Raw genomic sequence first — 23379 nt, forward strand, 5'->3', positions numbered from 1 at the left:
GTTCACTTCCTCTTAGATCGTGACGATCGTGACGATCGTGACGATCGTGACGATCGTGACGATCGTGACGATCGTGACGATCGGGCGATTGCGGGGACGGGAAGCCGGTCCAGCATCCGGGGAGCGAACCGGTTCCACAGGCCCGCCAGCAGTACCACCGCTGCGCTCGCGGCCAGGAATGAGGCCGCCACGTCGGTGGGGTAGTGGACCCCGACGTACAACCTTGACCATGCTACGACAAGTGCCGTGGCTGCACCCGTGAAGGCTGCGACGTTGGCCCAGCGGGTTCCGCGGGCCAGGAAATACAGCGCGAACGCCAGTGCCACCGAGAAGGAGACGTGGCCGCTGGGAAAGCTGTTGGACCCCGTCTCCGGCGACAGAGGATCGAACAGCAGCGCGGGGTTGGGCCGTTGCCGGGCGACGATGATCTTGAAGAACTCACTGGCCACCCAGCCGGAGGATGCCACGAGGCCGAAGGCAACCGCCTTTACCAGGGCACCGCGGACCACCCAGATGTAGAGGGCGACGGCGGCGATCAGTGCGGCGCCCGCCACCGGGCCAAACACCACGTTCAGCGCCATCGCGACGGCGGTCAGGACGGCGGCGTGATGCTGGCTAAGATCCTGGTCCACACCAAGCTCGGCGGCACCGAACCCCGGCATCAGCTGCGCCGTCAGGCCCAGTGCCAGGACGGCCACAGACAACAGGGCGCCCAACAGCAACCAGTGGCCGGCCTGGGGTATGGCCCAAAACCGCGGTGCGGCGGCGGGCCGCGTGGTGTCGGGAAGGGGAAGTGCCGAATGGCGGTCAACAGGGGCGGGTCCAGTCATGTGATCCTCCGGCTCGGGGCAAGGGCGCGCGGTCAGGCGCCTGCGACAACTCTCCCGCGCGCCCTTTAAGAAACGCTTAAGAAGTGCCGCAGGGCCGAGCCCGCGGATTCCTTCGGCCCTCGTCAGCGTTCAGCCGGCAGGTCAGCCGGCGCTGCGCGGCGCGAACATGATGACTGCGACGCCGACCAGGCAGACCACTGAGCCGATGATGTCCCACCGGTCGGGTCGGAAGCCGTCGAAGATCATGCCCCACGCCAACGAGCCCGCCACGAACACGCCTCCGTAGGCGGCGAGGATGCGCCCGAAGTGCGGATCGGGCTGCAGGCTCGCGGCGAAACCGTAAGCACCCAGAGCCAGAATCCCGAGCCCGGCCCACCACCAGTCCCTGCCTTCCCGGACTGCCTGCCAGACCAGCCACGCGCCGCCGATTTCCGCGGTGGCAGCGAGTACGAACAGCAGGATTGTTTTTGCAATCGTCACGGGTCCATCATGGCAGGGTGGCCAGCCGCCCGGCGGGCTACGCTGCGTAACGCAGCAGGACGACGCCGTTGCCGAAGGCGCGCGTCTCGGCAAGCCGGAGCCGGGTTCTGGCGTCCGACGGCTTGAACAGCGGCCTGCCCCGTCCGATCAGCACCGGATGGACATATAGCCAGAATTCGTCGATCAGCCCCAGTCGCCGAAAGGCATCCGCAAGCCCCGCCCCGCCCAGGGCGAGATCCCCGCCGGGGCGCGACTTCAGTTCCATGACCTCAGCCGCGACGACGTCCCGCACCACCGTGGTGTTCCAGCCGGAAGCCGCGAGCGTCTTGGAGTAGACGATCTTGGGCATGTCCCGCCAGATCCGGGCAAACTCGGCCATCGGGCCGCTGCTGGAGGGATCGGCGTCCGCCGTCGGCCAGAACCCGGCCATCAGCTCGTAGGTAACACGGCCGTCCAGGAAGGCGCCCATGGCGCCGAGCTGCTCATTGAAGTGGCGGTGCAGCTCGTCGTCGACCATGTGCCAGCTGATATCCCGGTCCGGGCCCTCGAAGAACCCGTCCAGGGAAACTTGCATCGCCAGGATGATCTTTCGCATCGCAAACTCCTCCAACGGGTGACGGCGGGGCCGGCGTCGGGACGGCGTCAGCCGATCGGGACTACCGCTCCAGCGTACGCCGCGGACGCCAACAAGAACGGGGCCTTGGACTGGCGGCCTGACTGCAGGTTTTCCCAAGGTGCAAGCCTTGCGCAGGGTCCTGCCGCGATGCAGAATTCAGAAACTTTGATGCCCCACCGCGGTTGGTCACCCTCGGAGGAACAGCATGCTTGCGAAAGTTTCTGTGCAGAACCCGGCGGGAGGCCCAGATGAATGAGCCCCCGGCACGCCACTATGGCTCGGGTCGGCACAGACCGGTCACCGATGGCAGGCCCGAGCCGTGGCCCTTGGCGTGGCATTTCGGCAGGGTCCGCCCGCAGTTCCTGACCGCGGCCGCCGTCGCACTGGCCCTGGTCTCGGCAAGCAATGTGTATACGACTGTCCAAGCAGGGGTGCCGGCTGATTCAGCGGGTGGTGCGCCGGCGTCGGCGGGTATATCCGCCGCTGCCGCGCCCGATGTACCAGGGCCGCCGGCCGGCGCCGCCAGCGGGAAGCTAATCCTCCCCAGGGCCCTTACGCCGGGCGCCGGACAAGCGCCGTCGGGGGCCGCTGCGGCTCCAGAAGGCGCCCTCGTAGACGCGCCGGCCGGCCCAGCCGCTGATCTGCCCGGAACTCCGGCCACCCCCTCGGCAGCGCCCGCTGAAGCCGCTGCACCGGCGGCCCCACCCGCCGTCGCGGCCCCGGCCATAGACCCGGAGTTGGATGGCGAAATCAACGCCATCATCGAGGCCAACAGCGCCTACGCGTTGGGCGTGTCCCTGATCGACCTCTCGGACGGCGTTGTCCACGAATACGGAGAGCAGGGCAAGTTTGTTGCCGCGAGTACCGCCAAAATCCTCGCCGCGGCTGCCTACTACAACCTCGTGGAGACCGGCCGGGCATCGCTGACGGATCCGCTGGGCGCATCGAGCGCCGGCGTCCAGATCCGCCAGATGGTCCAGCAGAGCAACAATGATTCGTGGGCGCTGATCCTCGACGCGGTCGGCCAGCAGGAGTTGAGCGACTATGCCGAAGCCATCGGGATCGACTACGACCGCACGGTAAACCTCCTGACCCCGACGGACATGGCCCGGACGCTGGCCCTGCTGTACACGGGGAAGCTTCTCAACCCGAGCAATACCGCGCAGCTGCTGTCCTATATGCAGAACACCAACTACGAAACGCTCATCCCGGCCGCCGCCCCGCCGGACGTTGACGTCTTCCACAAGTACGGCCTGCTCTTCGGCAATCTGCATGACGCGAGCGTCCTGGCCCAGGACGGCCGGGCCTTCGTGTTCGTGGTGTACACCCGGGGCAGGGACCTGACGGACATGACTGCCCGGGCCCGCATCATCCAGCAGCTGACCCGGACAGTTACGGCCGCGCTGTTTTGACCGCTCCACTGTTTTGGTCGCCGTACTGTTCGGACCGCAGCACTGCTCTGATCGCTGAGCCGGCCGTTCCCACGAAGGACGGACAAACGTACGCTGTAGAGGGGAGGTGAATGACATGAAAGCAACATCAGGGGACCGCATCATCATCCGGGGCCACACAGTCGAGTCCGCGGACCGGCACGGCCAGATCCTTGAGGTCAGGGGCGCCGACGGTGCGCCGCCGTACCACGTCAGGTTCGACGACGGCCATGAGACGATCTTGTTTCCCGGCGGAGATTTCGTCGTCGAACGGAGCGAGGCGAGCTGACGCCGCGGCCTTAGAAGCTCTGCGCTAAAAGCTCGACGAGCTCCCGGACCCGGAGAAACTTCCGCCGCTGGAACCGTAGCCGGTGGTGCTGCCGCCCCCGCCGCGGGCGGTGCTGACGGTGCTGACGCCTGTGTCGAAGCCCGTATTGAAGGTCGGGACCGAGAAAAAGTAGTAGGACGGGTAGACCGTTCCGAGGATGCTGGGCTCGTAGGCGCGCCCGTATTTGGCTTTCGTGCCTGCCTGCGCGCTCTCCATCTCCTTGCGCATGAGCGTCGCTTCCTTCTCATTCCGGGCATAACCGTCGATCACGGTGTCGGCGTGGTTCTTCAGCAGCTCGGACAGGTGGGTCCGGGCATCCCGCAGCCGGTCGAGCGCCGTCTCCGGGGTGACTGCCCCGTCGTCCAGCTCCGAGGTCCAGCGTTCGAGCTCTCGCTGGCATTCGTCGCGGAAGGACCGCAGCGCGGCGGCCGTCACGGATTCTCCCTCGGCATGGCGTTTGCTAAGCAGCAGCTCCAGACCGTCCAGATCGCTGCGGAACGGGGCAGTCTGCCGGTCCCAGGCGGCGGCCCACGCCGACCCCCGGTTCAGCAGGGCGTTGGTGTCCGCGATGACGTCATCGAGTGCGTCCAGTTCTGCCGCGGCATCGGCATATGTCCGGACGAGTTTCAGGTTCGGCCGCCGGCTCAGGCCCCGGGCCGTCAGGGCATGCACTTGGTTGGACAGACCGGTGGCCGTGTTGTACCGGTTCAGGAAGGTGCGGTGCTTCTCCAGGACGGTTCCGCCGTAGCGTGAGGACTCGGGGATGGTGCCGGCGTTGAGCTCGGTGACCTCGAGGTCCATGCTGACGTTCGCGTAGCTGGCATCGCCCCGGGCCAGTTCCTTGCGGCTGTCCACCCTGGTCCGCCAGCGCACAATCAGCCACACCGCGGCGCCCGTGACCGCACCGGCCACAGCCGTCCAGGCTGTGATGAGGAAGGCCGTGGAGCGGTACCACGGCCGGTTGATGAGCTCGGCGCCGCGGCGGATCCCGGCGATGGTGCCGTCTGTCCACTGGGCATCGCGGAACAGGTCCTTGGAGGCGTTCTGGATGTCATCGCGCTGCTCCAGGGAGACCTTCCGGTCCTCACCCATATACGTCCCGACATGCCGGCCCACGGGATCCAGCGCGAAGATGAAGAGACCGTCCGCCCACTTCTGCCCGTCGGCGCTGATCCACTCGGGGTGTTCGGCGCGGGCAAAACGCAGGACTTCCTCGTTCAGGTTGTCCGCGGCCGTGCCGTTGTAGGTGTAAACGGCAACCTTGGTGGGTTGGTAGAAGTCGATGGACTGCACCGCGGGCAGGAACGTGTTCCGGTCCAGCACCCCCGCGCGGTCCTCCACGACGACGGCGAGCGGCGTTACGGCCAGCGCCGCCTGGGCGCCGCCCAGCAGGCCGGCCATGAGCAGCACCACGGCGGCCAGGACTTTCCGCTTGATTCCCATTTCCTGAGCGTAGTAGCTGCATTCAGCCGCGTCGACGGACACACCCCTGAATGGGGTCGAAAGGCAAAGGGGCCCAAAGACATCATGACGGCGTGCTGGCTTCTGACCCATACTGACGGCATGAGTCCTGAGCCGGAGGAACCGGAGCCGCAGCACCCCAAGCCGGATCGGACGCTCTTGGCCATTCTGGCCGCGATAGCAGTGCTTGTGATCGCCGGCGATGAGACCGCCGCGGCCGCCTACCTGAGCGACGCCGCGCGGAACAAGTGCAACGCCCTGGAACGGAGCGCCGTGGATAAGCTCCGCGTCACCCTGGTCTCGACCACGGAACGTGCAACGTCCGCGGATGTGAAGGTGCTGATCACCGTCTCCGAGAACGCCGGCCCGTTCGGCAGCAACGAGTACCAGGTCGAGGATGTCTTCGACCTCGTCAAGATGGGGGACAAGTGGCTGATCAACAACGCGCCTTGGCAGCTGAGGGTGTGCCACGTCCAGCCGGTGAAGCAATGAGCGCGCCCCTGGTCCCGGAGGTGCCCCAGCTGCCGGCCCGTCCGGCTCAAGGTCTGGCTCAGAGTCCCGCGGCAGATCCCTCCGGCGGCGCAGCCCAGCGCACCGTGCCCCGGCTGATCATATACGCGCTGCTGTTCGCCCTGGTGGCGATCACCGCCGTCGGCCTCAGCGGATTGCTGGGGCGCCTGCTCGTGACCGGCACCGAACTGGCCTCGGATGACGTGGCCGGGCTGGCTCCGGGGTCCGGACGCTGTTGCTGGGCGGGATCAGTTCCCTCCTGGTCGGCGGCCCGGTCTGGTGGCTGGCGTGGAAACCCCGGGAGCGCAGGACCGCGTCCGGGACCGGGCTGAACGAGCGCCGTGTCTACCTGACTGCGGTGTTCGGCCTGAGCGCCATGGTCGCGGTGATCACGCTCCTGGTGATCGGGTTCAGGGTGTTCGAATTCGTCCTCGGCGATGTCACCGGCCAGGTCACCGGCGGAAGCCTGGTGGACCGGATCCGCGCCCCGCTGGGGCTGCTGGTGGCCACCGGGTTGGCCGCCGGGTATCACTTCGAGGTGTGTCGGCATGACCGGGCCGCCCTGGCCGAGGCAGGCCCGGTACGGCGGCGGACCATCGGACACGTCATCCCGGTCACGGGGTCCGATCCTGCACCGCTGCACCGGGTCATCGACGAGGTCACCGGCGCCGGCGTGACCGTCTGGAAACGGGCCGACGCCGGCGCCGGTACCGCCGTCGGACCCCCGTCCACCGGTGCCGACGCCGCGGGCGGCACTGTTCCGGCAGGCGCCGGGGCGCTGGCAGTCCGGCTGGCGGCGGGGCTGCAAGGCGTGACCGGCACGCGGGTGCTGGTGGTCATCGGCCCGGACGGCAGGATCGACGTCATCCCGCTGCTGGGCTGACGGGTCCGGAGGGGGTCCCAAGACTCTGTTCAGCCAGTCGCAGCGGCGATAATCTGTGGCATGCCGGCTGCCCGGCCGGTCACACCAACGCGGAAATCACACGTGGAAATCAGGGACGCAAGATGGCTGCTAAGTACGAGGTCTACAAGGACAGGTCCGGCGGATTCCGGTTCCGGCTCAAGGCGTCCAAGGGCGAAGTGATCGCCTCCTCGGAGAGCTACAAGACCAAGGCAAGCGCCATGAGCGGGGTCGAGTCGGTCAAGAAGAACGCAGCGTCGCCGGTGGTCGACCTCACGGAGGCGGCGACCGCAGAGAAGGCCTGAAAAGGGGCGGGCCGGGCTACGCGAGGCGGCACCTGGCCAGCTCGTCGTCGAGCTCCACGAGGTCATCCAGTGCGGTGGTCTCGACGTCCGTGATGGCCTCGGAGGCAACGATCACCCACCGCACCGGCCGGGGTGCGTTCGCCACGCGGGTCCGGATGTGCTCGGTGAACACGGCTCCGTTCGCGAAGAAGAGCGGGGCATCGAAGCGTGCGATCATCACAATGCCTTCGAGGACCCCCACGAATACGACGCCGGGGAACCTCGCAACCAGCAGTGCGGCCTCCGTCCGGCTCGTCCGAAGTAGCCGCAGGAGCGTCTTCACATCCACGCATCGTGCCAGCGTAGTTCCGATGCCTTGCAAAATACGTTAGTGGCTACTAACGTATTAATTGTGCCTGACCTTCTGGAAGTTGCCACGGAGCCAAACAGGCGCGCGCTGCTTCGTCTCCTGGCGGAGGGGGAGAGGACCGTGACGGAGTTGTCGGCGCACTTCCCGGTCAGCCGTTCGGCCATCTCCCAGCACCTGCTGCTCTTGTCCGAAGTGGGACTCGTCTCAGCCAGGAAGGACGGCAGGAACAGGTACTACCGCCTGGACACAGCGGGGATGGTCCGGCTGCGTGAACAATTCGAGGCTTTCTGGACAACCGAGCTGGATCTGCTGGTGGCCGACGCCAGCAGACTGCGCCCACCAACATCACAAGGGAAAATCTGATGTCATTCAACAAAACAGTCTTCATTCCGGTAGACCCGGATGTCGCATTCGCCCTCATCACTGAGCCGGAGAGGCTCCGCCGCTGGAAGGCCGTCGCGGCGAGAGTGGACCTGCGCATCGGTGGGGAATACCGCCTGACCGTCACCCCCGGCCATTCGGCAATGGGGACCTTCACGGAAATCGAGCCCGGCAAGCGGATCGTCTACACCTGGGGCTGGGAGGGCGACGGCCAGCTGCCGCCCGGCGCGTCCACTGTGACGGTGAACCTGGAAGCCGTCGACGGCGGAACAACCGTCCAGCTGATCCATGAGGGGCTGACTCCGGAGCAGGAAGCGGGCCATGCAGAGGGCTGGAACCACTTCCTGGAGCGACTCGTCCTGCTGGCAACCAGTGGCGACGCCGGCCCGGACGGCTGGGTGGCAGCCCCGGGTCCGATCAACGAACTCGCCAGCGCCGAAGCCGCGCTCGCGGTGGCCCAGCGTGTCCTGCGCGGACTCAGGGACTCGGACATGGAGTCCCGGACTCCCTGCGAGGACTTCACCGTTTCCGGCCTCCTGGAGCACTTGTTCGGGTCGATCGCCTCCATCGCCAAGCCACTCGGCGTCGCCGTTGCTGACCAGCCGGCGGCGTCGCCGGAGGTCCGGATCGCTGACGCGGCCCAGGTGACGCTGGAAGCGTTCCGCGCCCGCGGCACGGAAGGAAGCCTGGACATGGGCTTCGCCGAACTGCCGGCCACACTGGTCGCCAACATCCTCAACCTTGAACTGCTTGTCCACGCCTGGGACCTTGCCGCGTCCACGGGGCAGGAACTGGCGGTGTCGCCGGTGCTCTCGGAATATGTGCTGGGCCTCGCCCGCAACACCATCAGCCCCAGCATGCGCGGCACCAGCTTCGCCGCCGAGACCCTGGTTGATGAATCGACGGCCAGCCTTGAGCGTCTCATCGCGTTCACCGGCCGTGAGGTCGCCGGCATCTGATGCGCCGCGGATATCCGGCAGAAGGAAATTGCCATGGTTGATGTATTGACAGAAATTGTCATCCACCGGCCGCGCGAGGTCGTGGCCCGCTATGCATCCGACCCGGACAATGCTCCCGGCTGGTACGCGAACATCAAGGCGGTTAGCTGGGAATCGACGCCGCCCTTGGTTGTGGGCTCCCGGCTCGCCTTCCGTGCACAATTCCTGGGCCGGAAACTGGACTACGTCTACGAATTCACGGAGATGGAGCTGGACAGGAAACTGGTCATGCGGACAGCACAGGGTCCGTTCCCGATGCAGACTACCTACACGTGGGCGGATGCGGACGGTTCTTCAACCCGCATGGCCCTTCGCAACACCGGCAATCCGGCGGGATTCTCCGCCGTCGTGAACCTCGTGATGGCCCCGATGATGCGCCGCGCAATGCGGAAGGACCTCGCCAGGCTGAAACAGATACTGGAGGCGACCTGAACGCCGGGCCACCGCTAACGACGGCGCCCGGGCACATAGACTCCATGCCTGGTGTGATTCGCGCAGGCAGGGGCGGCCGCAGCACCCACGCCAGGCCGTACGAACAGCGAATACCCAGATGAAGGACATGTCATGAGCAAGTTCATTTATATGTACAAGGGTCCGGCCACACCGATGGACCAGTTCACCCAGGAGCAGTCGGCGGCGCAGATGGCCGCCTGGGGCGCCTGGATGGAGAAGATGGGCCCCGCACTCCTCGACGCCGGCGCGCCGTTCACTCCCGCCCGCACCTCGGTGGTGGACGACGGCACGGTGGCAGAGGCCTCGGACCTGAACGGCTACTCGATCGTGGAAGCCGACAGTCTCCAGGCCGCCAAGGCCCTCGTCGACGGCCACCCGTTCCTCTCAGATGGCAACGGAAAATTCAGCCTTGAGATCTTCGAGCTCGGCGAGATGTAGTCTCACAGCAGATGTGACTGCGCCCCACCCGAGAGGAACTGAATGGCACACGCCGAAAACGAGATCACCATCGACCGCGCCGCAACGGAGGTCTATGCCTTTCTAGCGGACGGGCTGAACAACCCAGCATGGCGTCGGAGCGTCCAAAGCATCGCCCTCAGGAGCGGCGCCCCGGGCGAGACCGGCGCCGTGTATGGCCAGACCCTGACCGGACCGCGGGGGAGGCCCATCCAGGGGGACTACCGGATCACCGCCGCGGATCCCGGCCGCACCCTGGCTTCCAGGTCATTGCCGGCCCGGCGCGCCCGGAAGGCCGGTACCTGCTGACTGAGGCCGGTGGCCGCACAACGGTCCGCTTCATCCTGGACCTGAAGCCCTCAGGACTCATGAAAATGCTGGACGGGCTCATCACCAAAACGATGCAGGCAGAGGTTGACCAGCTCCGGGACCTGAAAACGGTCATCGAAGAAGGCTAGCGGCGCGTCAGTGGCCGGCCCGGTGCCCAACCGGACCGGCCACCCCCTAGGATGGCCCCATGTCTACATTTGAAGTCACACGCAACGCAGTCATCCCGGCCCCGGCCGAAGACATCTTCCCGCTGGTCAACAGCTTCCGTGAATGGACCAAGTGGTCGCCGTGGGAGTCGGTGGATCCCTCGATGGACCGCAGCTACTCCGGCAGCGATTCCGGCGTCGGCGCCAAGTACGCCTGGAGCGGCAACCGCAAAGCCGGCTCGGGCACGATGGAGATTGTCGACACCACCGAGCCGCACAGCATCAAGATCCGCCTCGAATTCACCAAGCCCTTCAAAGCGGTCAACCCGACTGTCTTCACGTTCACTCCCGCCAGCACCGGAACACAGGTGACCTGGACCATGACCGGCGAGAACAAGGGCATCGGCAAGCTCTTCGCCCTCTTCATGAACATGGACAAAATGGTCGGCACGGACTTCGAGAAGGGCCTGGCCTCACTCGCCGGCGCCGTCGCACAGCGGAAGGCCTGAGCGGGGACGCTCCCTGAAGTTTCACCAGGGAGCGTCGATCGCGGAGGACACGGGTCTGCTGGAGGACGACGGCGCCGGTCTCGCGGGTTGCCAGGTTCATTGACGACTCCGACTTCAAGGACTCCGGTTTCGGGAACGCATTGACATCCAAGTCTCGAAGCCTACGATGATGCGCATCAGGATGCCTCAGGGAGGAGAAATATGATGTCAATCACCGACGTCGAGCAGGTTGATGACAGGGGAATGGCGGCGTGGGACCAGCATGATACAGCCGGGTTCGCCGAGCTCCTTGCTGACGATTTTTCGTTTTCCGATGTATCGGTCCCCGAGCCGATGCGCTCACGGGACGAAGTGAAGGCGTACATGGAGTCGTGGTTTACGGCTTTCCCCGATATGCGCACCAAGATCGTCACCCGGGTGGTCAGCGAGGACCAAGTCGCAGCGGAGGTGGAGTTCACGGGGACAAACACCGGACCCCTATCGATGGCCGGCACGCAGATCCCCGCGACAGGACGGGCAGTCAGAGGCACGGGAACGTATTTCGCCACGGTCAGGGATGGGAAGATTGCCTCGTTCAAGGCCCATCCGGATGTGGCTGCCCTCATGGGGCAGTTGGGGCTTCTGCCGGGGATGTGAGCCCGGGCGCACGGACAAGTTCGGGGTGATGGATCCGGGCGACCTCGGGGTGGGCGCGCAGCCAGCCCTTGAGCACGTTAGCGCCGTAGGAAGCGAGCATCGGGTTGTCCGGGTCATCGGAGATCCCCCGGGACTGGGCCGCCATGGACGGCGGGAGCGGGACCGGCTCGATCACTGCGTCGAGCCGGGGCGACCAGAAGAAGGGGATCGTGTAGCGGTCGACTCCGGCCGGCGGCGCCTCGACACGATGGACTGTGGCTGAGAGGTAGCCTTGCGTGGCGACCTCGAGCATTTCCCCGAGGTTGACGACGAGTGTGCCCGGCATCGGCTCCACCTCTATCCAGTCGTCGCTGCCGGGGGGAAGGACCTGCAGTCCACCGACCAGATCCTGAAGCAGCAGGGTGACGAACCCGTAGTCGGCGTGCGCGCCGACCCCCTGGGGTCCGGCTTCCTTGACAACGCCGCCAACATAATGGACGAGTTTGGCCATCCATGCAGGCGTGTTCCGGAACGGCTCGGCGAAGTGGTCTTCCGGCAGTTCAAGGCAGACCGCGATTGCACTCAGCAACTCGGCGCCCACCCTCGACATCAGCTCCGCCCAGGCCATGCAGACCCCGCGGAGCTCAGGCAAGGCGCCGTCCGGCCACAGGTTCGGTCCCTGCACCAGCCAGTACGGCTGGTTCGCCGGATAATCCACGACGGCGGGACGTTCGGGTCCGAAGTCCAGTTGTTCGCGGGCGTCCGGGCGTCCCTGGGTGACTTCATGGCCCAACCGCGTGTAGCCGCGGAAGTGCGGCGACGTGCGGTTATCCAACTCCAGCCTGGCCTCCAGCGGCAGGTCAAAAAAGCTGCTGGTGGCGCCAAAGAGTTCGTCGACCTGCGCCGGACCGGCCCCGTAGCCGGTCAGCTGGAAGAAGCCCACCCGGTGCGCGGCGTCTCGCAGCGCAGCGATAAACGCCGGGTCAAAGAATCCATCCTTGTTTCTGGCTGCCCTGAGGTCCAGGAGGGGAATTGAATCCGATGGTGCATCCATGACTGCAAACTACCACCACCCCTTCCACTACTGAACGGTACGGGGCTTTCGATTCCGGTAGGCCACGGCTTCACAGGCTTTACGCAGGGACTTCGCGGGCTTTCTTGATCCGGCTATGGGAGAGTTCTACCACTGGGGCCGCAGACTCCAATCCGATCGGGTCAACGAGAAAGCCGGAATCGATGAGCCGGAATGTTGCAAGAAATCTGGAACGGAATGTCACACGGCGTGCCACGTGGCTGATTTTCGCAGCGGTCGTGACGCTGTCGGCGGCGGCGTGCGCCCCTGGGCTGCCAGGACCCGGGCCGTCCCCGAGTGCGAGCGCGTCAACGCCGACGGCGAGTGCCTCCGCCGGAACCAAGTCCCCGGGAACAGGGCAGGCGGCCGGGAAGCCGGGGCACGTATTCGTGATCAACCTCGAGAACAAGGGGTACGACAAGGTCTGGGGCGCGGGCTCGGCAGCCCCGTATCTGTCCCGGACGCTGCGCGGCAAGGGCGTCCTGCTCTCGGAGTACTACGGGATTGCCCACAACTCGAACCCCAACTACCTCGCCCAGATTTCCGGGCAGGCGTCGAACGAAATGACGCGGGACGACTGCCCGACGTATGCCCGGTTCAACCAGACCGGGACTGCTTCACTGGGGCAGGTGCAGGGCACCGGCTGCGTGTATCCGGCCTCGGTTCCCACCATCGCAGGTCAGCTCAGCGCGGCCGGCAAGACCTGGAAAGGCTACATGGAGGACATGCAGACTCCGTGCCGGCATCCTGAAGTGGGGGCCAAGGACGACAGCCAGGGCGCCAAGATGGGCGACCAATACGCAACCCGCCATAATCCGTTTGTGTATTTTGAGGCCATCACCTCATCCCCGGACTGCCAGAGCAACGTTGTCGACTTCGGCAATCTCGCCGGTGACCTGCAGTCCATAGACTCGACGCCGAACCTCTCCTACATCTCACCGAATTTGTGCAACGACGGCCACGACAGCCCGTGCGTCGACGGCAGCCAGGGGGGCCTTGCCGCCTCCGACAGTTGGCTCAGCCAGCAGGTCCCGGCCATCCTGGACTCCCCGGCCTTCAAACAGGACGGGATGCTCGTAATCACGTTCGACGAATCCGAAGGCAAGACGGTGGGACCGTCCGGGATACCTGGAGGCACAGCAGGGGGCCGGATCGGGGCACTGGTGCTGTCGCCTTTCACCAAGGGGGGCACGACCTCGGCCAAGCCCTATAACCACTTCAGTCTTCTGGCCAGCATCGAGGACATCTTCTCCCTGCCCCGGCTCGGAAATGCCGGGGCGCCCGGGCTGAAAAGTTTCGGGACGGACGTCTTCAACGCTGGGTCCTGATTCCACGGCTACGCCTCCTGGCCGTATTCGGCCGAGATCAGAATGGGCAGGTGATCGGAGGCGCCACGCGGGAGCGTCTCCACGCTGTCGATCTCAAGCCCCTGAGACGTGGCGAAGTCGAAGTGGCCCTTGAAGACCCGGTACCGCGTGTAGGTCCGGCGGTCGCTCAGCGAGAGGTCGTAGCCGGCGTCTTTCATCTGCGCGGTCAGGTACTTGGTGAAGAATGGATAGTTGAAGTCGCCCACCATCAGCGTCATCAGGCCGCCGCCCATACTGAGGAGCTCGGCGTGGGCGGCATGGATCTGGTTCCGCCGCAGCGAGTTCGACGCCGTCAGGGGCGCGGCGTGGAAGGATGCGATGACGAGGCCGTGGTCCGTCTCGTTGTCGATCACGCGCGTGCCGATCAGCCGCTCGTGCGCCGGGGCCAGCACCCGGTCGTGGAGGGACTTCTTCAAGGCGAAGGTCTTGGTGTCGTAGGCCGTGAAGCGGTCCTTGCGGTAATAGATCGCCAGGCCCAGCCGGTTGCCCCTCGTGGCATCGGCAAGGTGCAGATCGCCGATGGTGTTCGGCAGGTCCTCGGTATCGCACTCCTGAAGGCACAAGGCATCAATCTCGAAATCTCGGGCCAGATCGACCAGCTCACCACTGGCCTTGTGCTTGCGGAGGTTGTAGCTAATGACTCGGATCAGGAGAGCACCTCTTCGGCGGATAGTCGTGGAATCTGTCTCCGAGTCTACCCAGTGCGGCCGGTTGAGGGTGGAAAAGTGACACGCGGGCAAGGCTCAGGGAAGCTGCGCGTCGTCCTGCGCCTCCGGGGCAAAACAACGTGGCTGCTGGTCCTCCTGCGGCCACGGACGGCAGACCCGGCTACACCGCCCAGCGCCGCCGGGCGGTGGCCGCGTTAGGCGATAGGGTGGTCTGGGATTCACCGATGGAAGCTGCGAAAGGGTCGACGTTGACTGCTGAACTACCGGTTCTGGCCGAGGGCGATTTCTACTACCAGGTGCTGGGGGAGGGGCGGTTCCGCTCCACCATCCATGCCCAAGGCGCCTGGAACCAGCACGAGCAGCACATGGCCCCCGCGTCCGGCATCATGGCGGACTGCCTGGCCCGGCACGAGCCGCGGGACGACATGCGGATGGCGCGCCTCAGCTACGAAATCCTCGGCCTGATCCCCGGCGGGAAGTTCGAAATCCTGACCACGACGCTCCGCCCGGGCCGGACCATCGAGCTGCTGCAGGCAGAGCTCGTGGCGGGCGGCCGCGTCGCCATCCGGGCGGCAGCCTGGCGGATGATCACGAGCGACACCTCGGCCATCGCGGCCTTTGAAGACCCCCGGATTCCCGCACCGGACGAGTGCGAACCGTACGACGCCGCGAGCGTCTGGCCGGGCGGCTACATCGCTTCGCTGCAGCTGCGGATTGCGGCGGGCCACCGCGCCGGATCGGGCACGGTCTGGCTGCACACGGCCCATCCGCTGACCGACCGGGCGGACAGCAGCGATCTGGCCCGGCTGATCGGCCTGGTGGACACGGCCAACGGGATTGCCGCCCGCGTTCCCCCGGGCAAGGGCAGCTACTCCTTCCCCAACGTGGACCTGCAGATCCACATGTACCGCCGGCCCGAGGGGGAGTGGCTGGGACTGGACAATGAGGTGTCCTTCGGCACGGACGGGATCGGGCTGACCTCAACCGTGCTGCACGACCTCACCGGACCCTTCGGCCGCGCGGAACAAATCCTGACTCTGCGCAAGTCCTGATCTGGCAGAGTCAGGACCGTTAGTCTCGGCCCGCCAATGGGCTAGTGGAAGACCAGCCAGCCGGCCAATGTGGCCAGACCGGTCAGGAACGCACCCCAGACGATATCTACCACCACGATCGGGAGCGGCCAGTTCTTCAGGGTCGCCGCGTTCGTGAGGTCATACGTGGCGTAGGCGAAGGTTCCCAGGGCGGCGCCGTAGCCGAGCGCGGTGAGCCAGCTGCCGCCGTCGAGCGCCGGCTGGAGGGCAAACAAGACAATCCCGATGATGTACAGCACGTAGAAGACGACGGCGTACCCTAGATTGGGCTCGTCCGCCATGAGGTGACCCAGATGGCTCCGGTAGAACCTGCTCATTGACTTGAGCCAGACGGAATCGATGACGGCGAACGCGGCTGCGACGACCAGGAACTGCAGGATGACCATAAGGGAGCATAGCAACATGCCGGAGGCCGAAGTCGGACCACGGACACTGACGGTTGTCCGGCAGGAGGAGTCGCTCGGCGCCGCCGAGGATCTGGACTTCGCGCTCGAACTGCTCCAGCGGGTCAAGGCCGGAGACGCGGGCCCCACACTGCGGCTCTACCGGCCGGCACCCACCGTCGCCTTCGGCCAGCGAGACACCCACCTGCCGGGCTTCGACGCCGCCGCCCGGGCGTGCCGCGAGCTAGGGTTCGAACCCTTGGTCCGGAAGGCCGGCGGACGCGCCGCGGCGTACCACAAAGGAACGCTCGTGATCGACCATGTGGAGCCGCATGCGGACGCTATCGTGGGGGCCAAAGGGCGCTTCTCCTTCTTCGGTAAGCTGCTGGCCGAGGCGCTGCGGCACGCGGGCGTCGACGCCGCCGTCGGGGAAATCCCGGGTGAGTACTGCCCCGGCGAATTCAGCGTCCACGGCCAGGATCCGCAAGTCCCGCAGCACTGGATCAAGCTGATCGGCACCGCACAGCGCGTCGTCTCCGGCGGCTGGCTGTTCAGCTCGGTCATCGTGGTCGAAAACTCCGCCCCGATCCGAGCCGTGCTGGAGGCCAGCTACGCGGCCCTCGGGCTGGAGTGGGATCCGGCGACGGCGGGGGCCGTCAACGACCTCGTCCCGTACCTGGACGTGGATGCCATCGAAGCCTCGGTGATCGACACTTACGCCCGGTACGCGCAGCTTAGCTACGCGGATTTCGCCAGCCTGCGTAGCTAGGCACCATTCACGGGACCACAAGGTCACGGGCATGAATGGGGGCATGAGAATAGTCGACCCATGGTCTCTATCAGAGTCAGAGTCTCGACCTGCTCCGGGCCACCATCTCTCCGCGAGACTCCGACGATGCCTGGAAGATCAGGACAACTGAGACAGCCGTCATCGCGAACGTTGGAGCCGCGCTCTAAAGGACAGGCATCGGATCAGAATGGCGTTTCATACGGTCCCCGGCGATCTATGGAATCAAGAAGATGACGGTTCTCGTAACGGACAAGTGGTCCGCTGCCAAGCATCCCGGTTCACCCGCGGGCAAGTCCAGCCAGGCGATTCCGCTCCCGACCTCACCTTTGCGGACGTGGCCCGCGCTATCATCTGTGTTCCAGTACGCGTGCATGGTCGCAGCCGCGGCTTTTAGGTCTAAACGGCGGTTACTGGTCTCATTCGAAGCAGGTGACAGTCGCCGAGGTGTTTTTGCGGATGAGCCCGAATGTGGTCATGCCAGACTTCGGCCCCGTCCTCCGCAGAGTTCCTCGGCGCCACCGGCGGGGACCTGACAGTCTTCGAAACAACCGACCGGTTCGCCGGCGTCGCAGGACTGGCCCCCGCCCCCCAGAGACTCTGGTCGAATCTCCGGCGATAACCACCGGCCCCGGCGCTACGAACGTCGCCTGCTGCGCGTCTTCTACCTCTCATCGGTCTCCAGCCTAAAGAGCTGCCGTCGTCGCGGGCCTACTACGACCGGAAACGCGCCGATGACACCCACACCCGGCGATACTGTCCCTGGGCCGACGCCACCTGAACGTTGTCTGGGCCATGCTCCGCCATTGTGTCCGCCTCGCCCGCGCGGAGGCCGGGTCAGAAGAAGTTGCCGTCGCCGGTGCCGGCGTCCGGGTAAGGATCCATTACGGGGGCCTGGCCGAGCTCGAGCATGACATCATTGATGCTCATCTGTCCGCCCAGCTGCAGGACCGGGGCAGTGTCTTCCAGGGCATTCAGCTCCAGTGCTGCCTCGGTGCTCATGCCCCGATCCTATGCGCGGGCCGGTGGTCGGAGCTGCTGAACACGCGCGGGAGTCCGGCTGTTGCTGACGCGAATAGTCCCGGGACCGTCCATTCACGGAGAACCCACAGGATTCCAGGCGCATAATGGACCGAAGCTCGGGTCAACCGCTATTTGACCGGGGCTTCGCTTCTTTCACCCGGGCCGACAGAAGCCCGTCAGCCGGAGGGTTCGTGGCGGCGGACGCCGGGCGGCAGTTCGCAGCCCCGGTGTGGCTGTGGCCGCTCGCCGCGTCTCCGTCCGACCGTCCATGACCTGGGCGCCAGCGTGCAGGGCAGGCAACTGCAGCCCGGGATCGGGCGCCGCTGGTCAGGATCGGAGCGAGCCAGGATACCGCCGGGGCGGGAGAGTCCCGCCTGTGCCAGTGAGGGTGCCGCAAGGTCATGTCTGCGCGAAGATCCCGGGCTGCCGGCGGAGCAGGTCGTTGCGGCCCGGACAGTCCACGGGCCGGTACCCGGCCAGGCCCCGAAGCGGCGTGACCATCCACACGGCGAAATAGTTGTTCGGGACCTTCAGCTCCATGGCCCGGCTGAACAGCCCCGCGACTCCCGGGTGCGGGGCGCCGCCGGGTAGAAACTGGAAGCCGGGACAGTATGACCCTTCGTTGATGAAGACACTGGCCAGCTGCTGCATCACCGGTTCCGGATCGTGGTTTCGCCCAGTCGTGAACGGACCTGCTCCAGCGAGGGCAGGCCGAATTCGTCCCGGATCCGCTCCCGGATTTCCGGGTCGCCGGTGCCGGGAATCCGTTGCGGTGTCAGCCCTCGCAGTCGGTGCAGTAGCCGTAGTCGCCGTTCCGGCGGGCGAGCTGGGAGCGGTGGCGGACCAGGAAGCACGAGTAGCAGGTGAACTCGTCATGGGCCTGCGGGATCACTGCGATGGTCAGCTCCTCGGCGATGAATTCACCGCCCGGGCCCTCGATGCTGTCCATGTTGTTGGTTTCGTCCATCTCCAGGACGACACTGCGGGCGTCCGGTGCGCTGGCGGACTGCAGCGCCGCCAGGGAGTTGCTCTGGGATTCCTTGACGTCGGTACGGAGTTCGTCGTAATCGGTTGCCACGAAGGCGGGTCTCTTTTCTCATGTTGCTGACTGTCTGAGGTGCAACGTACATGATGCCAGCCGAATTCCCACTCATAGGGGCAGAAGGATCCCATGTGGGGCAGATACGTGATGTCCAGGCCAACAGGTGGTCTCCTGAGTTACTTTGACGCCTGGGAGGCGGAGGGAGCGGCCCCGCCGCCCAGCTGGAACGTGGCGCCTACCGACGACGTGCCGATCATCGCCGAGCGAACCGACGACGACGGCCCCCACCGCCGGCTGCTCATCGCCCGCTGGGGCCTGGTGCCGTCCTGGGCCGAGGACGTCGGGATCGGCTCGAAGCTGATCAACGCGCGCAGCGAAACGATCCTGGACAAAGCCTCGTTCCGGAAAGCAGCCGTCAAGCGCCGTGCCCTGGTTCCCCGAGGGGGTCACAAGGGATGACCCACTCGGGGGATGCACTCGAAGCTTCCGCGCCTTTGAGCGGAGCCGCCAGTGAACTGGCCCGTTTGACCCGGAACCTGGACCGCCCCCGGACAGCCACCCGATCCGGGGCAACATCCTCGATGCCCGGCGGGCCCTGGAGCAATCCCTGCGGCAGTTCACAGCCTGGCACCGCTCGACCGTCCCCGGTGTCCACTGCGCCGGGCACCACGAGGAAAGCACACCGGGGTCATGACGGCCTGCCAGGAGTTGGATCTCACCGCCCAGCAGGTCGACGGACTGTAGGAAAACGCTCTCCCGGGCCTACGGCGGAAACAGCGTCGTACGCTGGCTCGACAGCCCGGGCGGGCGGTTCCGCTCACATTTAGGACACTCCAAGACGTCATGCAATCTATCGCGGCATATGAGACTGTCCTCGATGGGCGAAAACGAGCTGGAAGGCACCCCTTACAGAGCGGTCATGTGGACTGGGCCAACGACCATCACCGCGCCTGCTGGGCTTTGCGTCGGTCACACCCTGAAGAGGTCCGTAACTGGACCCTCCATCGGTACGTCGCCGATTACCCGATATGACCGGATCTGATGAGCGGATGGCTTTCGCGTGCGTCGGTGCGGCGAGTTGCACCCGATCTTTCCTGCTGCCCGGAACGACGTGCGGATTCTGTCAGCATTTGTGGGCGTGCTCCGGATCAGTGGGCGGCTGGTATGCCGCGTCGCCGAGATCCTGACGAGGTCCTGTCGGGTCCGGGCTGGGACAGTTCTCGGTCCGTGCGCACATGCCCCTGACCCCGGTACGCTGGTGTTATTTGCCGCACACTTCGGCCACGGTTGTGCACGTTGGAACGGGGATCGCATGGCACGTCCGATGATTGCAACGAAGCTGTACGTCCCGAAGCTGCGACGTGGGCTTGTGACACGCCCAAGACTCAGTGAGCGTCTGCGTCGCGGAGCTGAGTCGAGACTGACGCTGTTGTCCGCCCCGGCCGGGTTCGGCAAGACGACGCTCCTCGCCGAGTGGTTGGGTGAGACATCTGGCGAAGACCGTTGTGTTGCGTGGCTCTCCCTCGACCCGGCGGACAACGAGCCTGCGTCGTTCTGGACCTACGTCGTGACCGCGCTCCAAACGGCGGTGCCCGGCGTCGGCTCGACTGCGCTGGAGCTCATCGCGTCCTCACCGTTGCCGACCGAGCTTGTGCTCGCCACGGTGTTGAACGAGCTGGCCGCTGCACCGAACGGTGTATGGCTGGTGCTCGACGACTACCACTTGGTCGACAGTCACGATGTCGGCGACGGGATGGTCTTCCTGCTGGAGCACCTTCCGCCCCACGTGCACGTCGTGATCAGCACGCGCGCCGACCCCGATCTGCCACTGTCCCGATGGCGGGTGCGCGGCGAGCTGGTCGAGATCCGTGCTGCGGAGCTGCGCTTTACGTCGGAGGAGGCCGCCGCGTACCTCAATGAGGTGGTGGGACTGGACCTGGTCGCGGAGGAGGTGGCGGCTTTGGAGGAGCGAACGGAGGGGTGGATTGCCGCGCTTCAGCTCGCTGCGCTCTCTCTCCAGGGGCGCGACGACGTCGCCGGCTTCATCGCCCGGTTCGCCGGGAACGACCGGTACATCGTCGACTACCTGGTCGAGGAGGTGCTACAGCATCAACCTGACCGAGTTCGCGGTTTCCTGTTGGACTCAGCGGTTCTCGACCGGCTCACGGGGCCGCTCTGTGACGCCGTCACCGGCCGCGACGACGGGAGCCAGATGCTCATGGCCTTGGAGCGTGCGAACCTCTTCATTGTCCCTCTGGACGATCGGCGGGAGTGGTACCGCTACCACCACCTCTTCGCCGACGTGCTGCGGGCGCGCCTGCTCAGCGAGCAGCCTAAGCGGATTCCGCTGCTGCATCAGCGCGCCAGCCGCTGGTACGAGTGCCACGATCTGGCAGAGGAGGCGGTCAGGCACGCATTGGCTGCCCGGGACTTCGACCGCGCGGCCTACCTTATGGAGCTGGCTGTGCCGACGATCCGACGCAACCGGCAGGACGCGATGCTGCTCGGCTGGCTGAAGGCCCTGCCCGATGACGCCGTCCGGCGCAGCCCGGTGCTCAGCGTCTTCTACGGATTCATGCTCATGATCTCGGGTGACCTCCACGGGGTCGAGCCTCGACTCGACGACGCGGAACGCGCGCTGGCTGCGGTACCGGACGGGTCGGCTCCCCCCTGGGCTGACACCGAAGAGCTCCAGACGCTGCCGGCGACCATCGCCGTTTACCGCGCCTCGCTCGCCCAAGCACGGGGCGATGTGGCAGGCACGTCGGAGCACGCTAGGCACGCACTTGACCTGGCCGGCCCCGGCGACCATCTTGCCCGGGGCGCTGCGGCCGGGTTTCTGGGGCTCGCCGCCTGGGCGAAGGGAGACGTGTCGGCAGCGCTGCAGACGTTCACGCAGGCTGTGGCAAGCCTGCACGCTGCCGGCAACCTGGTCGACGAGCTCAGCAGCACTGTCGTGCTCGCTGACATGTGTCTTGCGGCAGGTCGCCCCAGCAAGGCATGCCGGCTCTACCAGAGTGCGCTTCAGCTGGCTGAGGCACAGGGCGAGCACGTGGTGCGTGCCACCGCCAGCCTGCACGTGGGGCTGAGCGAGATCGACCGCGAAGTCGGAGACCTCGGCAGCGCCAAGCGACACCTCGAGGCCGCCGCAGTGTTCCTCGAGCGTGCGCCGATGACCGAGAGCCGCTACCGGTGGTTCGTGGCGATGGGACTGCTCGCCCATGCCGAGGGAAGCCCGGAGGGGGCCATCAACCTCCTGGACCAGGCGGAGCAGCTCTACCGGCGGGGGTTCTTCCCGGATGTGCGCCCTATCGCGGCGATGAAGGCCCGGGTCTGGATCGCGCAGGGCAAGCTGTTGCAGGCCGCCGACTGGGCGCGTGAACGAGGCGTGTCCGTCACGGACGATGCCAGCTATCTGAGCGAATTCGATCACCTCACCTTGGTGCGTCTGCTCATCGCGCAGCACCGGGCACACCCCGACACCGGCGCGACCGACCATGCAGGTCCCCTGTTGGACCGGCTGCTCGAGGCCGCCGAGACATCCGGACGCGCCGGAAGTCTGGTGGAGATCCGCATGCTGCAGGCTCTGGCACATGACGCGCAGGGACAGCGGCCGCAGGCCCGGGTGGCGCTCGGCCGAGCCTTGGCCGAGGCGCCCGAACCAGGCGAGTACGTGCGGCTCTTCCTGTACGAAGGGGCCCCCATGATGGGGCTGCTGCGCGACGCCACGCGCCACGGCGTCGCTGGCGACCACGCTCGCCGTTTGCTCCGCCTCGGTACATCTGCCGAAGCGCAAGCCCCCGGCTCAGGGCAGCGTCCGCCGTCGTCGTCCTCAGACTCGTTGAGCGGGCGGGAGCAGCAGGTGCTCAGGCTCCTCGGCAGTGAGCTGAGCGGGCCGCAGATTGCCGGCGAGCTGTTCATCACGTACAACACGCTGCGCACCCACACTAAGCACATCTTCACCAAGCTCGAGGTCACCGACCGCCGGGCGGCGGTCCGTCGGGCACGCGAACGCGGCTTGATGTAATCGGCCCCGCCGCGGGATCTCACCCTGTCAGTCACATCGTGGGGTGACGCCGGGTCACCCCGTCGGTTCCTAAATTTGAGTTATCCCGCGGCGCCCCGCCGCGGCACTCAGCACCAGGGAGTCGGACATGTCCATCACCACCACCAAGCTCACCGGCGCGGCCGGCGTGTGCGCCGTTGCCGCGGGCCTGCTGTTCATCGGCGTCCAGATCAACCACCCCCACTTGGACGTAGCTTTCGTCACCACGACCGAATGGACGGTCCGCCAAACCCTGAAGGTGGTCATGGCCGCCCTGTCGCTCATCGGCATCACCGGTATGTACCTGCGCCAGGTGAAGCAGACCGGGGTGCTCGGCCTGCTCGCGTACGTCCTGTTCGGCGCCGGCTACCTCATCATCATGAGCATCGAAGTCGTTGGTGCGGTCGTCCTTCCATCCATCGCCCACAGTGCACCCGGCTACGTCAGCGACGTCCTCGCCGTGGCCACCGGCGGCCACGCGACCGGCGACATCGGCCTGATGCAGGCCCTCAGCCTGGTCTCCGGCATCACCTACCTGGCCGGCGGCCTCACCTTCGGCATCGCACTCTTCCGCGCCAACGTCCTCGCCCGTTGGCCTGCAGCGCTCCTCGCCGGCGGCACCGTCGCAACCATCGCGATCCCACTGCTGCCGCAAATCAACGAAAGGCTGTTCGCGTTGCCCACGGGTGTCGCCCTGGTCGGCCTCGGATACTCGTTGTGGCGCGAGCAGCGCACCGCGGCCGGTCGATCCCTGCTCAATGTCACCAGCTCGCCGCTCGACCCGGCCGGCGCCAAGTGACCAC

At 66.1% G+C, this 23379-nt stretch carries 29 protein-coding genes and 1 pseudogene; 19 read left to right on the forward strand and 11 right to left on the reverse strand.

Features of this window, described 5'->3' with window-relative positions; translation table 11 throughout:
- Positions 1–2 precede the first annotated feature (2 nt).
- The 3 genes from ACQCSY_RS18970 to ACQCSY_RS18980 form a co-directional block, all read right to left on the reverse strand.
- Entirely contained in the window at positions 3–830 is an 828-nt protein-coding gene (locus tag ACQCSY_RS18970) for a phosphatase PAP2 family protein (RefSeq protein ID WP_427131188.1), read from the reverse strand.
- Between the two features lie 141 nt (positions 831–971).
- Positions 972–1310: a YnfA family protein gene (locus ACQCSY_RS18975; protein ID WP_427131190.1), complete on the reverse strand. Its 339-nt coding sequence runs from the start codon at positions 1308–1310 to the stop codon at positions 972–974.
- Between the two features lie 37 nt (positions 1311–1347).
- Positions 1348–1905 (reverse strand): dihydrofolate reductase family protein, encoded by a 558-nt coding sequence (locus ACQCSY_RS18980; RefSeq protein ID WP_427131192.1) that lies wholly within the window; start codon positions 1903–1905, stop codon positions 1348–1350.
- Between the two features lie 347 nt (positions 1906–2252).
- On the opposite strand from ACQCSY_RS18980, the gene ACQCSY_RS18985 reads away from it, so the two are divergent.
- Complete coding sequence (locus ACQCSY_RS18985; protein WP_427131194.1) at positions 2253–3338, forward strand: serine hydrolase; 1086 nt, start codon at positions 2253–2255, stop codon at positions 3336–3338.
- Between the two features lie 115 nt (positions 3339–3453).
- A complete protein-coding gene (locus tag ACQCSY_RS18990; protein WP_427131196.1) occupies positions 3454–3645 on the forward strand; it encodes a DUF1918 domain-containing protein in 192 nt (63 codons plus the stop codon).
- Between the two features lie 24 nt (positions 3646–3669).
- Here the strand turns inward: ACQCSY_RS18990 and ACQCSY_RS18995 are convergent, their stop codons facing one another.
- On the reverse strand, positions 3670–5127 hold the full coding sequence (locus ACQCSY_RS18995) for a DUF5129 domain-containing protein (protein WP_427131198.1): 1458 nt from the start codon (positions 5125–5127) through the stop codon (positions 3670–3672).
- Between the two features lie 120 nt (positions 5128–5247).
- On the opposite strand from ACQCSY_RS18995, the gene ACQCSY_RS19000 reads away from it, so the two are divergent.
- From ACQCSY_RS19000 to ACQCSY_RS19010, 3 genes are all read left to right on the forward strand, one after another.
- A complete protein-coding gene (locus tag ACQCSY_RS19000) occupies positions 5248–5637 on the forward strand; it encodes a hypothetical protein (RefSeq protein ID WP_427131200.1) in 390 nt (129 codons plus the stop codon).
- 250 nt (positions 5638–5887) lie between these two features.
- Positions 5888–6538, forward strand: coding sequence for a DUF5671 domain-containing protein (locus ACQCSY_RS19005; RefSeq protein ID WP_427135940.1), 651 nt, complete (start codon positions 5888–5890; stop codon positions 6536–6538).
- Positions 6539–6660: 122 nt separating this feature from the next.
- Positions 6661–6861 carry a YegP family protein gene (locus tag ACQCSY_RS19010; protein ID WP_427131201.1) on the forward strand — a complete coding sequence of 67 codons (201 nt, stop codon included), beginning with the start codon at positions 6661–6663 and terminating at the stop codon, positions 6859–6861.
- 16 nt (positions 6862–6877) lie between these two features.
- Here ACQCSY_RS19010 and ACQCSY_RS19015 read toward each other — a convergent pair whose 3' ends face one another.
- A complete protein-coding gene (locus ACQCSY_RS19015; RefSeq protein ID WP_427131203.1) occupies positions 6878–7189 on the reverse strand; it encodes a hypothetical protein in 312 nt (103 codons plus the stop codon).
- Positions 7190–7252: 63 nt separating this feature from the next.
- Here ACQCSY_RS19015 and ACQCSY_RS19020 point away from each other — a divergent pair, with 63 nt between their 5' ends.
- The 7 genes from ACQCSY_RS19020 (at position 7253) to ACQCSY_RS19050 (ending at position 11119) form a co-directional block, all read left to right on the forward strand.
- Positions 7253–7573: an ArsR/SmtB family transcription factor gene (locus ACQCSY_RS19020; protein WP_427131204.1), complete on the forward strand. Its 321-nt coding sequence runs from the start codon at positions 7253–7255 to the stop codon at positions 7571–7573.
- Complete coding sequence (locus ACQCSY_RS19025; RefSeq protein ID WP_427131206.1) at positions 7573–8550, forward strand: TIGR03086 family metal-binding protein; 978 nt, start codon at positions 7573–7575, stop codon at positions 8548–8550. Before ACQCSY_RS19020 ends, ACQCSY_RS19025 begins: the two co-directional genes overlap by 1 nt.
- A 33-nt stretch (positions 8551–8583) precedes the next feature.
- Entirely contained in the window at positions 8584–9021 is a 438-nt protein-coding gene (locus ACQCSY_RS19030; protein ID WP_427131208.1) for an SRPBCC family protein, read from the forward strand.
- 132 nt (positions 9022–9153) lie between these two features.
- The gene (locus tag ACQCSY_RS19035) at positions 9154–9480 is read left to right on the forward strand and encodes a YciI family protein (protein WP_427131210.1); all 327 of its coding nucleotides are present in this window, start codon (positions 9154–9156) and stop codon (positions 9478–9480) included.
- Between the two features lie 42 nt (positions 9481–9522).
- A complete protein-coding gene (locus ACQCSY_RS19040; RefSeq protein WP_427131212.1) occupies positions 9523–9807 on the forward strand; it encodes an SRPBCC family protein in 285 nt (94 codons plus the stop codon).
- A gap of 208 nt (positions 9808–10015) precedes the next feature.
- Positions 10016–10483, forward strand: coding sequence for an SRPBCC family protein (locus ACQCSY_RS19045; protein ID WP_427131214.1), 468 nt, complete (start codon positions 10016–10018; stop codon positions 10481–10483).
- Positions 10484–10687: 204 nt separating this feature from the next.
- Positions 10688–11119 carry an ester cyclase gene (locus ACQCSY_RS19050; protein ID WP_427131216.1) on the forward strand — a complete coding sequence of 144 codons (432 nt, stop codon included), beginning with the start codon at positions 10688–10690 and terminating at the stop codon, positions 11117–11119.
- On the opposite strand, the gene ACQCSY_RS19055 is transcribed toward ACQCSY_RS19050, so the two are convergent.
- Positions 11085–12152 (reverse strand): isopenicillin N synthase family dioxygenase, encoded by a 1068-nt coding sequence (locus ACQCSY_RS19055; protein ID WP_427131218.1) that lies wholly within the window; start codon positions 12150–12152, stop codon positions 11085–11087. The genes ACQCSY_RS19050 and ACQCSY_RS19055 overlap by 35 nt on opposite strands.
- A 407-nt stretch (positions 12153–12559) precedes the next feature.
- Here ACQCSY_RS19055 and ACQCSY_RS19060 point away from each other — a divergent pair, with 407 nt between their 5' ends.
- Positions 12560–13498, forward strand: coding sequence for an alkaline phosphatase family protein (locus ACQCSY_RS19060; protein WP_427131220.1), 939 nt, complete (start codon positions 12560–12562; stop codon positions 13496–13498).
- Between the two features lie 8 nt (positions 13499–13506).
- On the opposite strand, the gene ACQCSY_RS19065 is transcribed toward ACQCSY_RS19060, so the two are convergent.
- On the reverse strand, positions 13507–14184 hold the full coding sequence (locus ACQCSY_RS19065; RefSeq protein WP_427135942.1) for an endonuclease/exonuclease/phosphatase family protein: 678 nt from the start codon (positions 14182–14184) through the stop codon (positions 13507–13509).
- A 269-nt stretch (positions 14185–14453) separates the two neighbouring features.
- Here ACQCSY_RS19065 and ACQCSY_RS19070 point away from each other — a divergent pair, with 269 nt between their 5' ends.
- Positions 14454–15257: a thioesterase family protein gene (locus ACQCSY_RS19070; RefSeq protein WP_427131222.1), complete on the forward strand. Its 804-nt coding sequence runs from the start codon at positions 14454–14456 to the stop codon at positions 15255–15257.
- A gap of 41 nt (positions 15258–15298) precedes the next feature.
- Here ACQCSY_RS19070 and ACQCSY_RS19075 read toward each other — a convergent pair whose 3' ends face one another.
- Positions 15299–15682, reverse strand: a complete 384-nt coding sequence (locus ACQCSY_RS19075; protein ID WP_427131224.1) for a DUF2177 family protein — start codon at positions 15680–15682, stop codon at positions 15299–15301.
- A gap of 16 nt (positions 15683–15698) precedes the next feature.
- On the opposite strand from ACQCSY_RS19075, the gene ACQCSY_RS19080 reads away from it, so the two are divergent.
- Entirely contained in the window at positions 15699–16448 is a 750-nt protein-coding gene (locus ACQCSY_RS19080; protein WP_427131226.1) for a lipoate--protein ligase family protein, read from the forward strand.
- Between the two features lie 495 nt (positions 16449–16943).
- Positions 16944–17270 (forward strand): annotated as a pseudogene (locus ACQCSY_RS19085) (transposase); the annotation flags it as partial.
- A 33-nt stretch (positions 17271–17303) separates the two neighbouring features.
- On the opposite strand, the gene ACQCSY_RS19090 reads toward ACQCSY_RS19085, so the two are convergent.
- The 3 genes from ACQCSY_RS19090 to ACQCSY_RS19100 form a co-directional block, all read right to left on the reverse strand.
- A complete protein-coding gene (locus ACQCSY_RS19090) occupies positions 17304–17468 on the reverse strand; it encodes a hypothetical protein (protein WP_427136033.1) in 165 nt (54 codons plus the stop codon).
- Between the two features lie 420 nt (positions 17469–17888).
- On the reverse strand, positions 17889–18140 hold the full coding sequence (locus ACQCSY_RS19095) for a hypothetical protein (RefSeq protein ID WP_427131228.1): 252 nt from the start codon (positions 18138–18140) through the stop codon (positions 17889–17891).
- 124 nt (positions 18141–18264) lie between these two features.
- On the reverse strand, positions 18265–18567 hold the full coding sequence (locus tag ACQCSY_RS19100; protein ID WP_427131230.1) for a DUF4193 domain-containing protein: 303 nt from the start codon (positions 18565–18567) through the stop codon (positions 18265–18267).
- 93 nt (positions 18568–18660) lie between these two features.
- On the opposite strand from ACQCSY_RS19100, the gene ACQCSY_RS19105 reads away from it, so the two are divergent.
- From ACQCSY_RS19105 to ACQCSY_RS19115, 3 genes are all read left to right on the forward strand, one after another.
- Positions 18661–18990, forward strand: a complete 330-nt coding sequence (locus ACQCSY_RS19105; RefSeq protein ID WP_427131232.1) for an SOS response-associated peptidase family protein — start codon at positions 18661–18663, stop codon at positions 18988–18990.
- A gap of 970 nt (positions 18991–19960) precedes the next feature.
- A complete protein-coding gene (locus ACQCSY_RS19110) occupies positions 19961–22558 on the forward strand; it encodes a LuxR C-terminal-related transcriptional regulator (RefSeq protein ID WP_427131233.1) in 2598 nt (865 codons plus the stop codon).
- 127 nt (positions 22559–22685) lie between these two features.
- Positions 22686–23375 carry a hypothetical protein gene (locus tag ACQCSY_RS19115; RefSeq protein WP_427131235.1) on the forward strand — a complete coding sequence of 230 codons (690 nt, stop codon included), beginning with the start codon at positions 22686–22688 and terminating at the stop codon, positions 23373–23375.
- Positions 23376–23379 lie beyond the last annotated feature (4 nt).

The sequence above is a fragment of the Pseudarthrobacter sp. S9 genome (genome assembly GCF_050156545.1).
GTDB lineage: Bacteria > Actinomycetota > Actinomycetes > Actinomycetales > Micrococcaceae > Arthrobacter.

Excerpts from the sequence above, each read along its gene's own strand:
- ACQCSY_RS18970 (WP_427131188.1), bottom strand. The coding sequence starts at position 830 with ATGACTGGACCCGCCCCTGTTGACCGCCATTCGGCACTTCCCCTTCCC.
- ACQCSY_RS19045 (WP_427131214.1), top strand. The coding sequence starts at position 10,016 with ATGTCTACATTTGAAGTCACACGCAACGCAGTCATCCCGGCCCCGGCC.
- ACQCSY_RS19115 (WP_427131235.1), top strand. The coding sequence starts at position 22,686 with ATGTCCATCACCACCACCAAGCTCACCGGCGCGGCCGGCGTGTGCGCC.
- ACQCSY_RS19040 (WP_427131212.1), top strand. The coding sequence starts at position 9,523 with ATGGCACACGCCGAAAACGAGATCACCATCGACCGCGCCGCAACGGAG.
- ACQCSY_RS19025 (WP_427131206.1), top strand. The coding sequence starts at position 7,573 with ATGTCATTCAACAAAACAGTCTTCATTCCGGTAGACCCGGATGTCGCA.
- ACQCSY_RS18990 (WP_427131196.1), top strand. The coding sequence starts at position 3,454 with ATGAAAGCAACATCAGGGGACCGCATCATCATCCGGGGCCACACAGTC.
- ACQCSY_RS19035 (WP_427131210.1), top strand. The coding sequence starts at position 9,154 with ATGAGCAAGTTCATTTATATGTACAAGGGTCCGGCCACACCGATGGAC.
- ACQCSY_RS19095 (WP_427131228.1), bottom strand. The coding sequence starts at position 18,140 with ATGCAGCAGCTGGCCAGTGTCTTCATCAACGAAGGGTCATACTGTCCC.
- ACQCSY_RS19055 (WP_427131218.1), bottom strand. The coding sequence starts at position 12,152 with ATGGATGCACCATCGGATTCAATTCCCCTCCTGGACCTCAGGGCAGCC.
- ACQCSY_RS18995 (WP_427131198.1), bottom strand. The coding sequence starts at position 5,127 with ATGGGAATCAAGCGGAAAGTCCTGGCCGCCGTGGTGCTGCTCATGGCC.
- ACQCSY_RS19000 (WP_427131200.1), top strand. The coding sequence starts at position 5,248 with ATGAGTCCTGAGCCGGAGGAACCGGAGCCGCAGCACCCCAAGCCGGAT.
- ACQCSY_RS19075 (WP_427131224.1), bottom strand. The coding sequence starts at position 15,682 with ATGGTCATCCTGCAGTTCCTGGTCGTCGCAGCCGCGTTCGCCGTCATC.
- ACQCSY_RS19030 (WP_427131208.1), top strand. The coding sequence starts at position 8,584 with ATGGTTGATGTATTGACAGAAATTGTCATCCACCGGCCGCGCGAGGTC.
- ACQCSY_RS19010 (WP_427131201.1), top strand. The coding sequence starts at position 6,661 with ATGGCTGCTAAGTACGAGGTCTACAAGGACAGGTCCGGCGGATTCCGG.
- ACQCSY_RS18980 (WP_427131192.1), bottom strand. The coding sequence starts at position 1,905 with ATGCGAAAGATCATCCTGGCGATGCAAGTTTCCCTGGACGGGTTCTTC.
- ACQCSY_RS19105 (WP_427131232.1), top strand. The coding sequence starts at position 18,661 with ATGTGGGGCAGATACGTGATGTCCAGGCCAACAGGTGGTCTCCTGAGT.
- ACQCSY_RS19090 (WP_427136033.1), bottom strand. The coding sequence starts at position 17,468 with ATGAGCACCGAGGCAGCACTGGAGCTGAATGCCCTGGAAGACACTGCC.
- ACQCSY_RS19080 (WP_427131226.1), top strand. The coding sequence starts at position 15,699 with ATGCCGGAGGCCGAAGTCGGACCACGGACACTGACGGTTGTCCGGCAG.
- ACQCSY_RS19050 (WP_427131216.1), top strand. The coding sequence starts at position 10,688 with ATGTCAATCACCGACGTCGAGCAGGTTGATGACAGGGGAATGGCGGCG.